Consider the following 11005-nt stretch of genomic DNA (forward strand, 5'->3'; position numbering starts at 1 on the left):
TTATTCCGCGCTTGTCCATTCGTAATATTCAAAATCAAAAGAGCAGCCGCATCGCTTCTGCTGCCCTTTATTCATTTCAGGAGGCGCGGCGCTTCAAGAGCGCCGGCCGGTTTATTTTGTCAAAACGGCTTCTTTCACGTGAGGAAGAACCGTATCCTGATAAATCTCGGTCGGGTATTTTCCTGTAAAGCAGGCCATGCACTGCCCGCAGTTTTCGTCTTCATACTGTCTTCCGATCCCGGAAAGGAGTCCTTCAATGCTCAAGAATGACAATGTATCGGCGCCGATTTCCTGACGGATTTCTTCCACTGAATGGGAGGACGCGATCAGTTCTTCATGCGTTGATGTGTCAATTCCGTAAAAGCACGGATGGGCAATAGGCGGGGAACTGATTCTGACGTGCACTTCCGTCGCTCCGGCTTCGCGCAGCATCGTCACAATCCTGCGGCTTGTCGTGCCTCTCACGATGGAATCGTCCACCATGACGACGCGCTTGCCTTCAACGACCCCGCGGACGGCTGACAGCTTCATTCTCACGCCCTGCTCCCTGAGCGACTGTGACGGCTGAATGAACGTTCTGCCGACATAGCGGTTTTTAATCAGTCCGAGTTCGTAAGGAATTCCCGTCGCTTCGGCATAGCCGATGGCCGCTGAAATGCTTGAATCCGGAACCCCTGTCACCACATCTGCTTCAATGCCTGATTCTTCAGCAAGCTTTTTACCGAGATTCTTTCTCGCGCTGTGGACATTAATGCCGTTAATATTACTGTCAGGCCTTGAGAAATAAATGTACTCCATGCTGCAGATCGAACGGTTGATGTTGATGGAGAACCGCTCAGACTTCATGCCTTCATCATTGATGATCAGCATCTCACCCGGTTCTACATCGCGCAAATATGTCGCGCCGACCACATCAAACGCGCACGTTTCAGAAGCGACGACGTACGCGTCGCCGAGCATTGCGACAGACAGCGGTCTGAGTCCGTTCGGGTCAAGCGCCACGATCATCTCCTTTTCCGTCATGATCAGGAAAGCATAAGCGCCTTTCAGCATGGAAAGAGCGTTTTTGATCTGATCTTTCAACTCGAAGTGGCCGCTTCTTTTAATTAAATGGGCGAGCACTTCCGTATCAGAAGACGTTTGAAAAATGCTGCCCTGGTTTTCAAGCTGCTGTTTCAGCTGACTGGCGTTTACTAAGTTTCCATTGTGCGCAAGCGCAAGGCTGCCGTTGTTTTGCGAATGGAAAAGGAACGGCTGGACGTTTTCGAAGCCGCCGCCGCCCGCCGTTGCATAGCGGACATGGCCGATCGCTCCTTTTCCTGTCACCTTTTTGAGCTCGCCGTTTTGAAAAACTTCAGTAATCAGCCCCTGGCCTTTGTGGGCAGACATTTTTTCGCCGTCTGTCGCCACGATGCCGGCGCCCTCCTGGCCTCTGTGCTGAAGGCTGTGAAGGCCGTAGTACGTAATTTGCGGTGCTTCTTCATGCCCCCAAATCCCAAATACGCCGCATTCTTCATTTAAGCCTTTGATTTCAGCAAGCATGGGATAGCTCCTTTCCATGCGCTTTCGAGCTCTTCTATCTGCGCATGAATCCATTGTTGTCCTTCCTGGCTTTGAACAGACAGCGCGCTGTCTGACGTTACTTCGCCGATGAGCTCGGCGTCTTTGACAAGCTTTTCGAACGCTTCTTGATGCTCTTTTTTCACAGAGACGATAAACCGTGATTGTGTTTCGCTGAATAACAATGCAGATTCGCCTGCAAGCGTTACATTGGCGCCGAGTCCTTGAGAAGATATGACGCTTTCCGCCAGCGCCACGCCAATGCCGCCTTCTGAGACGTCATGCGCGGACTGCACGAGCCCTGTGCGGATCGCTTTCAGAAGCGCTTTTTGACGCGCTTGTTCGACTTCCAAGTCGATGGCAGGCGCTTTGCCGTAAATCTTTCCTTCGGACAGTTTTTGCAGCTCGCTTCCGGCGAACTCAGGGAATGTTTCGCCGATGACATAAATCAAATCGCCCGCTGCTTTAAAGTGCTGTGTCGTAATATGGTCTGTATCTTCGATCAGTCCGACCATTCCGATGACAGGCGTCGGGTAGATCGCGCTTCCGTTTGATTCGTTGTAAAGAGAGACGTTTCCGCCGATGACCGGTGTGCTGAGCACGTTGCACGCCTCGCTGATCCCGTCTGCCGCTTTTTCGATCTGCCAGAAAATCTCCGGCTTTTCCGGATTCCCAAAGTTGAGGTTATCCGTAACGGCAAGCGGTTCTGCTCCGGAGCAGACGATATTGCGGGCCGCTTCCGCGACAGCGATTTTCCCGCCTTTTTCCGGATCGAGGTACAAGTAGCGGGCATTGCAGTCCGTTGTCATGGCAAGCGCCTTTTTCGTGCCGCGAATCCGCAGGACGGCTGCATCAGAGCCCGGTGCGACAACCGTGTTCGTCCTGACCATGTAGTCATATTGGTCATAAACCCATTCTTTGCTCGCAATAGTCGGCTGCTTTAACAGCTCGAGAAGCGTTTCTTTCGCATCTTCGACTTTTGGTGCAGGGACGTCTGTTTCAAGGAATTCTTTATAATAAGCCGGAACTTTTGACGGCTTATGGTAAACCGGCGCTTCCTCTGCAAGCGCATCAACCGGAAGATCGGCAACCATTTCCCCGTTGTGGAAAAGGCGCAGCATCTTGTCGTCTGTCACGTGACCGACAGCCACAGCTTCAAGATCATACTTGTCAAAAATATCGATGATCTCTTGTTCGCGGCCGCGTTCGATGACTAAAAGCATGCGCTCCTGAGATTCGGAAAGCATCATTTCGTACGGCGTCATCCCTGTTTCGCGCTGCGGGATCAAGTCAAGGTTCATCTCGATGCCCGATCCGGCTTTGGATGCCATTTCCGCGCTTGAACTTGTCAGTCCTGCCGCACCCATGTCCTGAATACCGACCAAGGCGTCTGATTTGATGACTTCCAGACACGCTTCAAGAAGCAGCTTTTCCATGAATGGATCGCCGACTTGCACAGCCGAGCGTTTTTCTTCTGATTGGTCAGACATTTCCTCTGAGGCGAACGTGGCGCCGTGGATGCCGTCGCGCCCCGTTTTCGCACCGACGTACATGACCGTATTGCCGACGCCTTTCGCCTGCCCTTTTTTAATATCTTCATGGTTGATCAAACCGACACACATCGCGTTGACAAGCGGATTGCCTTCATAGCAGCTGTCAAACTGAACTTCACCGCCTACGGTCGGAATGCCGATGCAGTTTCCGTATCCGGCAATGCCCGCGACTACTTCTTCAAACAAGTACTTCACACGCGGTGAAGTGAGTTCACCAAACCGGAGAGAGTTCAAAACAGCGATCGGACGCGCGCCCATTGAAAAGACGTCGCGGATGATGCCGCCCACACCTGTTGCAGCTCCCTGGTACGGCTCAATCGCTGACGGATGATTATGCGATTCGATTTTGAAGACAACCGCCTGATTGTCGCCAATATCGACGATTCCTGCGCCTTCCCCCGGCCCTTGCAGGACGCGTTCGCCTTTTGTCGGGAACTTTTTCAGGATCGGCTTGGAATTTTTGTAGCTGCAGTGCTCTGACCACATGACCGAAAAAATCCCGATTTCCGTATAGTTTGGAAGCCTTCCGAGAATCGATTCAATCATGGCAAACTCGTCATCGCTGACACCCATTTGCTGATAGAGCTTCTCTTCCTTAATTTGTTCTTGACTTGGTTCAAGCAGTAGCGACATGAGTTTCCCTCCAATTTTTCACGATAGATTGAAACAGTTTAAGACCGTCGGCGCTTCCGAGCAGAGAATCGACTGCGCGTTCAGGGTGAGGCATCATGCCTAATACATTGCCTTTTTCATTGACGACGCCTGCAATATCGGCGACGCTTCCGTTAATATCCGTTCCGTATGTGAAAGCGATTTGGTTGTTTTCTTGTAATCCGGCAAGCGTTTCTTCATCACAGTAGAAGTTTCCTTCGCCATGAGCGACCGGAATCGTGATAGATTCGCCTTGGCCGTAGGAAGATGTAAAAATCGTTTCATTGTTTTGGACGACCAGTTCAACCGGACGGCAGATAAATTTCAAATCTTTGTTGCGTCTCATTGCGCCCGGCAAAAGACCGAGCTCCTGCAAAATTTGAAAGCCGTTGCAGACGCCGAGCACCGGTTTTCCTTCTTCAGCCGCTTTTTTGACGGCCGGCATAATGTTTGCGAAGCGGGCGATCGCGCCGCATCTTAAATAATCACCGTATGAGAATCCCCCCGGAATGAGGACGCCGTCATATTCATCAAGACTTGTTTCTGTATGCCAGACGTATTCAGCTTCTTCGCCAAGCTCATCCTTGATCGCGTGGAACATATCGATATCGCAGTTTGAGCCCGGCAGCACAATCACCGCAAATTTCACTGTGCGACAACCTCCTCGACTTCGTATCTGTAATCTTCAATCACCGTGTTGGCCAAAAGTTTTTCGCACATTTCTTTGACGAGAACGTCAAGGTCGCGGTCTGATTTTTCGATGGTGAGCTCCATGTATTTGCCGATGCGGACGTCCTGAACTTCTTTGTAGGACATGCTGTGCAAAGCATGCTGAACGGCGCTCCCCTGAGGATCTAAAACACTCTCTTTTAAGCTGACATACACTTTCACTTTGTACATATTACATGCCTCCAAGTCTTTTGAATATTTCTTCGTATGCATCCGTCAATCCGCCCAGGCTTCTTCTGAACACATCTTTATCAAGCTTTTCATTCGTTTCTTTATCCCACAGCCGGCACGTATCCGGGGAAATCTCATCGGCCAGCAGGACCTCGCCGTCTTTATCGCGCCCGAACTCAAGCTTGAAATCTATCAATCTGACACCGCAAGCCGCGAAAATCGTCTGCAGCTCTTCGTTTACCTGTCTCGTAATCAATTTGATTTTCTCCACCTGTTCAGGCTCAGCCGCGTTTAAAATCCGGATATGGTCTTCTGTGATCAGCGGATCGCCGAGCGCGTCATCCTTGTAGTAAAACTCGATAATCGGCTGCTCCAGCTCCGTGCCTTCCGGAATGCCGAGCCGTTTGGACATGCTTCCCGCAACGACATTGCGGACAACGACTTCAAGCGGGATGATCGTCACTTTTTTAATGAGCTGCTCCGTTTCTGAAATTCGTTCAACAAAGTGGTTGTTGATTCCCTTCTCGTGAAGCCTTGTGAAAATCAGGCTGGAAATTTCGTTATTTAAACGACCTTTTCCGTCAATCTCGGCTTTTTTTTCTCCGTTAAAAGCCGTCGCCGAGTCTTTGTATTCGACAAACAACGTGTTGTCATTATCCGTCAGGTATATCTTTTTCGCTTTTCCTTCATATAAAAGTTCATTTTTCACAATATTCACAGAAGGCCTCCTAACCCGAATGTTGGAAATATTTCACCTTTTAGACCCCCGCCTGTCAAAGCGGGCGGTCTATTCTACGCTAAGCCTAAACGTTCAAAAATGTAGTCGACGTTTTTCAAGTGGTAATTGTAATCAAAGCAGTCGTTAATTTGTTCCGGAGACAGCCGGGACGTAATTTTTTCCTCAGCCTCGACAAGCTGGCGGAACGGTACTTGTTTCTCCCATGCTTCCATCGCTTTCGGCTGAACGGTGTCATACGCTTCTTCCCGCGCCATGCCGGTGTCAATGAGAGCGAGAAGGACGCGCTGCGAGTAGATCAATCCGAGTGTGCGGTCCATGTTGCGCTTCATGTTTTCAGGGAACACGGTCAAGTTTTTCACAATGTTGCCGAAGCGGTTCAGCATGTAGTTCAGCGCGATCGTCGCATCAGGCAGAATGATGCGCTCTGCTGATGAATGCGAAATGTCGCGTTCATGCCAAAGCGGTACATTTTCATAGGCGGTCAGCATGTAGCCGCGGATGACGCGCGCCATTCCCGTCATGTTTTCCGAACCGATCGGGTTGCGCTTATGCGGCATGGCAGATGAACCTTTTTGGCCTTTTGCGAAAAATTCTTCGACTTCGCGGGTTTCGCTTTTTTGGAGGCCGCGGATCTCAACGGCGAATTTCTCGATGCTTGTCGCAACTAGTGCCAGTGCAGCCATATAATCGGCGTGGCGGTCTCGCTGCAGCGTCTGTGTTGAAATCGGCGCCGGTTTTAAGCCGAGCTTCTCACATACGTACTGCTCGACGAATGGATCGATGTTCGCGTACGTTCCGACGGCGCCTGAAATTTTACCGACTTCGATGCCTTCTTTCGCCTGCTTGAAGCGTTCCAGGTTGCGCTTCATTTCTTCATACCAAAGGGCGAGCTTCAAGCCAAATGTCGTCGGTTCTGCATGCACGCCGTGTGTGCGTCCCATCATGACCGTATATTTATGTTCCTTTGCTTTTTCTTTCAAGATGTCAACAAATCTCTCAATGTCCTTGAGCAAAATATCGTTCGCCTGTTTTAATAGATAGGAAAGAGCTGTATCGACCACATCTGTTGATGTCAGTCCGTAGTGCACCCATTTTTTCTCTTCGCCAAGCGTTTCCGATACGGCGCGGGTAAATGCGACGACATCGTGGCGCGTGTCCTGCTCGATTTCAAAGATGCGGTTGATGTCAAATGACGCTTTTTCCCGCAAAACCTTCACATCTTCTTTCGGAATGACGCCGAGCTCAGCCCAAGCTTCACAAGCCAGTATTTCAACCTCCAGCCATGCTTGGAATCTGTTTTCATCCGTCCAAATCGCAGCCATTTCAGGTCTTGAATAACGTTCGATCATTGTTTTCGTCCTCCATCTCTTTCAATCCACTTTTCTGTCATCTTCCCGATCCATTCATTGTCGGGTGTTCTTAAAAATGTGATATGCCCCATTTTGCGGCCCGGTTTGACTTCATGCTTTCCGTATATATAAAGCTTCGCTTCTTTTAATAGTTCGGGATCTTCTTCAGCCATGTACACTTCATCTCCGAGAAGGTTTACCATCATTCCTTCCTTCAGAAGGTCCGTTTTGCCGAGCGGCAGTCCGCAGACAGCACGGATATGCTGTTCAAACTGGCTCGTTTCGCAAAGATCAAGGGTGTAATGGCCGGAATTATGCGGCCGCGGCGCTAGCTCATTGACGAGAAGTTCGCCGTCTTCTTTCAGGAAAAGCTCAACGGCCAGTGTTCCGACAAGCTGAAGCTTTTCGGCAAGCCTGAGGGCAAGTGCTGCCGCTTGTTCCTGAACCGCTTTATCGGCCCGTGCCGGGACGATGCTCTGGAATAAAATATTTTGTTTATGGATGTTCTCTGCCGCCGGAAAAACGGTTGTCTCTCCGTGAACCGATCTCGTCACGATCACGGACAATTCCATTTTGAAAGGAACCCAGCTTTCCAAAATGCATGTGCCGTGCTGTAAAAGTGCTGCGGCTTCCCCGATTTGTGCTTGTTGTTTCAGGACGTACTGCCCTTTTCCGTCATACCCGCCGCGGCAAGTTTTCAGCACCGCCGGAAGACCGAGCTCCGCTACGGATGCTTCCAGTTCCGTCCGGTCGTGAATGATTCGGTACGGGGCGACTTTGCAGCCCGCTGATTCAATCGCTTTTTTCTCGGTTTCCCTGTTTTGCGTAAGGAGCAACAGCTCGCTCCCTTGCGGAAGGTAAGCGTGCTCTTTCAGCCAGTTCAGCGCATCATAATCGATGTTTTCGAATTCATAAGTAATCACATCGCTCGCTTCGGCAAGCTTCCGTATCGCTTCGCGATCATTATAAGCAGCCGTAATTTCAAGGTCTGCGACCTGTCCGCACGGTGATGAAGGGACAGGGTCAACAACAGCGATTTTATAGCCCATTTGTTTGGCCGCGACCGCCATCATTTTGCCAAGCTGTCCGCCTCCGATAATGCCGATTGTCGCTCCCGGAAAAATCGTTTGTTTATACAAGCTGATCACTGCTTTCCAACACGGTTTTTCTGATGCTTTCCCTTCGTTCATCCAATCTTCCGGCAAGCTTTTCGTCAAAAGCTGACAAAATCTGCGCCGCAAGCAGTCCGGCGTTGACCGCTCCCGCTTTGCCGATGGCAACGGTCGCAACGGGTACACCGCCCGGCATTTGAACGATTGAAAGCAACGAATCGAGACCGTTCAGCGCTTTTGACTGAACCGGCACACCGATGACGGGCAGCGTCGTTTTGGCTGCGACCATTCCCGGCAGGTGAGCGGCTCCGCCCGCTCCGGCAATGATGACTTTCAAGCCTCTTTCCCGCGCCGTTTCGGCATATTCGAACATTAAATCAGGCGTCCGATGTGCGGAGACGACCTTTTTTTCGTACGGAATTCCCAGTTCATCGAGGATGCCGCAGGCATGTTTCATCGTTTCCCAGTCAGATGTGCTTCCCATGATAACACCAAGAAGAGGCTGCATATCTTTTTGTCCCACCTTTAGCTGTTATTCTTCGCATATAAAAAGCCCGGCATGTATTGCATTTGTAGGAAGCAACACAAACCGGGCATGGCGCGTGTATCGTCAGTTAGTCCGCTTCTCGCGATCTCCATGTCAGTTTATTGTCCACTTTCCTGCATAGTCCGATGATTTACGGTCATCGGGTAGAGACTTATGGGCCATATTCCCAAGATTATATGAGGATGTGTTTTCATGTCATGTTTATCTTAACAACGGACTGTGATAATGTCAACGACATTATCGAACGATAGTATATTTTGTTGTTCTAATGTTCGGGTTTAGAGTAATTTACCTTCGAATATAATTTTTCTTCCGCACGGAACAACCTGAATCGTTCCATTTTCCTTTGTTTCTTTGAAGACCGGCTCCTCCATTCGACGCACCGGTGTATAGCCTTCTTCCTGCATCTTCGTCAACACGGATTCGATCGTTTCGCCTTCCGTTACTTCAAAGCGCTTTTTTTTCGGCTTTGTCATTATTCTTTAATTCTCCTTTTCTTTACGGCTTTCACCCAGAATCCGCCGTGTATCGTCTTCGGTTCATAGGAAATGATAAATGCTTTTGAATCGATTGATTTAATCGTTTCGTACAGCTGCAGTTCGTATTTTCTCGGCGTCAAAATCTGCATCGCCGTTCTGTCTCCCTCAAGTCCGCCGACGACCCAGTGGGTGACGCCGTAGCCTTTTTCCCTGAGCTGTTTCGGCAAATCCAAATCAAGCTCTTTCGTAATGGCGTTAACGGTAATATAGCCCAAAGCGAGCTTTTCTTCAATTTTCGTGCCGACGATGATTCCGATTCCAAATCCGACCGCGTAAGCAATCACGTTTTGGATTTGATTTAAATTATCTAGAACGAGCCCCAGCCCGACGACGTAGACAAGCATTTCGATTGTCCCGATAAAAGCGGCGAGATACCGCTGGCCTTTAAGAGTCAGTATCATTCGAAGGGTTAAAAACGTTACGTATATAATATTGATAACCAGAATAATTCCAACCATGATCACACCATTCAATAGTGCTGAGTGAAGCAATTGAAATCCCTCCTTTAGATGCAAAGCAATCATATTCTACTAGAGAAATTCTCCATACACAATCCTGTAATGGCCCTGCTTCACCACAAAATTTTTCGACATTGCTCACTCCCATCAGTTTACCCTTTTTCTGCCGGTTTCAAAGCATTGAAACACAATTAAAAAAGACGTTCAAATGAACGTCTTTCAGAGCTGGTGCTTATGATCCCGCTGACAATCTCCAACGGATTCGCTCAGTTTGCGGTGCTCCTTTTCCAAATCGCTCAGCGTGTATGACGAGAGGTCTTTCAAATTGTCCAGCCGCCCTGATTTTGCAAGCTGCCTGATTAAATACTCCTTTTTTTGTTTTACAGCTTTTCGAAGAAAGTTAGCCATCGATCACTCCCCCATCTTATTGGTTAAAATATATATTATTCTTATGAGTCAACTCAGAATTAATGCGGAGAAAAAACCGGTTCTTCAAGAAGAACCGGCAATATCTCCTTAAACAGGAATAAGCGACGACAACAAGTATCCGCCTACCAGCTTCCATGTTGCCGCAACGAATACCAATTCAAGCAAAAAGACGGTAAACACACAGTACATCAGGTCAAACCGCGCTTTTTCGCTTTTTTCATAAATCGATTGAATCAGCGTAAAAGTCCCGAATGTCAATCCCATAAAGATGACGATCGAGAGAATCACCGTCGCGGCCGTGAAGTTGATAATCGCGAATATCATCCACAAAGCGGCGGGGACGATAAACGGAACCAATAGAGAACCGTACTTTGCCGTGATATCGAAAAATGAAACTTTATACCTGAGCATAAAATTCGATACAACCCAGCTCGATGCTGCCATCCAAAACATGAAAGCCATGCAATAGATAAACACAACCAAAAACACTTCCAGGAACGGCACTGACACGCCGAACCCGAGAATTCTCCCCCTGCCCGCAAGCAGCTGATAAAAGTTGCCGAGCGAAAAGAAAACGGCTAAAAGCGTCATTGAAATAACGGAATACTTAAAATAAGACCGGTCAAAATCAAGTGCGCTGCGCACCGGGGATTTTAAAATATCGAGCACAAAGCTGAAATAGCGGAACAAAGCGGCAATCACGCTCTCCATCACCGATTTGACTTTCGCCGCAGACGGATTCGTCTCCTTGCTTTTCTTCGCTTTTTTCCGGGAATTCCTCGACATCCTCGAAGCAGGTTCTTCTATATCATCTTCATTTCGTTTGTGATGTTCTTCAATCATATAAGCAACTCCTATTCTATTCAAAAGCTTTACATAAATGAAAAGCACTTTTATAAATTACATAAGCTGTGTGAAACAGTCAAGACAAACCTCTTTTTATCATAGATGCGGCAGCCCTTATATATGACGAAAAACGAAGGCGGAAGGTTCCGTTTTTAATGATTGGAAAATAAAAAAGGCTTGTTCAAATGAACAAGCCTTTCAGACCGTTGACAAAATAGGTCGGATTTCTATGATCCGACCTATTTTTGTCCATTTTGTTCTATTTTTCCGACGAAAAAGCTGGCGATGAGGACCTTTCCAGGTCCAATTCGCCAGCTTTTTG

12 protein-coding genes and 1 riboswitch are annotated in these 11005 nt (G+C 48.6%); all 12 genes read right to left on the bottom strand.

Annotation, left to right across the window (positions count from 1 at the left end; all coding sequences use genetic code 11):
- Window positions 1-111: 111 nt before the first annotated feature.
- The gene (purF, locus tag KI350_RS19100) at window positions 112-1542 is read right to left on the bottom strand and encodes an amidophosphoribosyltransferase (RefSeq protein WP_212930573.1); all 1431 of its coding nucleotides are present in this window, start codon (window positions 1540-1542) and stop codon (window positions 112-114) included.
- Entirely contained in the window at window positions 1518-3746 is a 2229-nt protein-coding gene (purL, locus tag KI350_RS19105; RefSeq protein WP_020450438.1) for a phosphoribosylformylglycinamidine synthase subunit PurL, read from the bottom strand. The genes purF and purL overlap by 25 nt, the downstream gene beginning before the upstream one ends.
- A complete protein-coding gene (purQ, locus tag KI350_RS19110) occupies window positions 3730-4413 on the bottom strand; it encodes a phosphoribosylformylglycinamidine synthase subunit PurQ (protein WP_065644529.1) in 684 nt (227 codons plus the stop codon). Before purQ ends, purL begins: the two co-directional genes overlap by 17 nt.
- Window positions 4410-4664 carry a phosphoribosylformylglycinamidine synthase subunit PurS gene (purS, locus tag KI350_RS19115; RefSeq protein ID WP_003179532.1) on the bottom strand — a complete coding sequence of 85 codons (255 nt, stop codon included), beginning with the start codon at window positions 4662-4664 and terminating at the stop codon, window positions 4410-4412. Before purS ends, purQ begins: the two co-directional genes overlap by 4 nt.
- Before the next feature lies 1 nt (window position 4665).
- Window positions 4666-5382 carry a phosphoribosylaminoimidazolesuccinocarboxamide synthase gene (gene purC / locus KI350_RS19120; RefSeq protein WP_212930574.1) on the bottom strand — a complete coding sequence of 239 codons (717 nt, stop codon included), beginning with the start codon at window positions 5380-5382 and terminating at the stop codon, window positions 4666-4668.
- Between the two features lie 74 nt (window positions 5383-5456).
- The gene (gene purB, locus KI350_RS19125) at window positions 5457-6752 is read right to left on the bottom strand and encodes an adenylosuccinate lyase (RefSeq protein WP_020450435.1); all 1296 of its coding nucleotides are present in this window, start codon (window positions 6750-6752) and stop codon (window positions 5457-5459) included.
- Window positions 6749-7891 carry a 5-(carboxyamino)imidazole ribonucleotide synthase gene (gene purK, locus KI350_RS19130; protein WP_025810313.1) on the bottom strand — a complete coding sequence of 381 codons (1143 nt, stop codon included), beginning with the start codon at window positions 7889-7891 and terminating at the stop codon, window positions 6749-6751. Before purK ends, purB begins: the two co-directional genes overlap by 4 nt.
- Entirely contained in the window at window positions 7884-8372 is a 489-nt protein-coding gene (gene purE, locus KI350_RS19135; protein WP_020450433.1) for a 5-(carboxyamino)imidazole ribonucleotide mutase, read from the bottom strand. Before purE ends, purK begins: the two co-directional genes overlap by 8 nt.
- Window positions 8373-8508: 136 nt before the next feature.
- Window positions 8509-8611: riboswitch (purine riboswitch) on the bottom strand.
- 78 nt (window positions 8612-8689) lie between these two features.
- A complete protein-coding gene (locus tag KI350_RS19140; protein WP_020450432.1) occupies window positions 8690-8887 on the bottom strand; it encodes an NETI motif-containing protein in 198 nt (65 codons plus the stop codon).
- On the bottom strand, window positions 8887-9408 hold the full coding sequence (locus KI350_RS19145; RefSeq protein WP_369878949.1) for a DUF2179 domain-containing protein: 522 nt from the start codon (window positions 9406-9408) through the stop codon (window positions 8887-8889). Before KI350_RS19145 ends, KI350_RS19140 begins: the two co-directional genes overlap by 1 nt.
- A 219-nt stretch (window positions 9409-9627) precedes the next feature.
- Window positions 9628-9816 carry a hypothetical protein gene (locus KI350_RS19150; protein WP_065644523.1) on the bottom strand — a complete coding sequence of 63 codons (189 nt, stop codon included), beginning with the start codon at window positions 9814-9816 and terminating at the stop codon, window positions 9628-9630.
- 108 nt (window positions 9817-9924) lie between these two features.
- Complete coding sequence (locus KI350_RS19155) at window positions 9925-10680, bottom strand: BAR domain-containing protein (RefSeq protein WP_020450430.1); 756 nt, start codon at window positions 10678-10680, stop codon at window positions 9925-9927.
- Window positions 10681-11005: the final 325 nt, after the last annotated feature.

Source organism: Bacillus sp. J41TS8 (genome assembly GCF_018333035.1).
Lineage (GTDB): Bacteria > Bacillota > Bacilli > Bacillales > Bacillaceae > Bacillus > Bacillus paralicheniformis.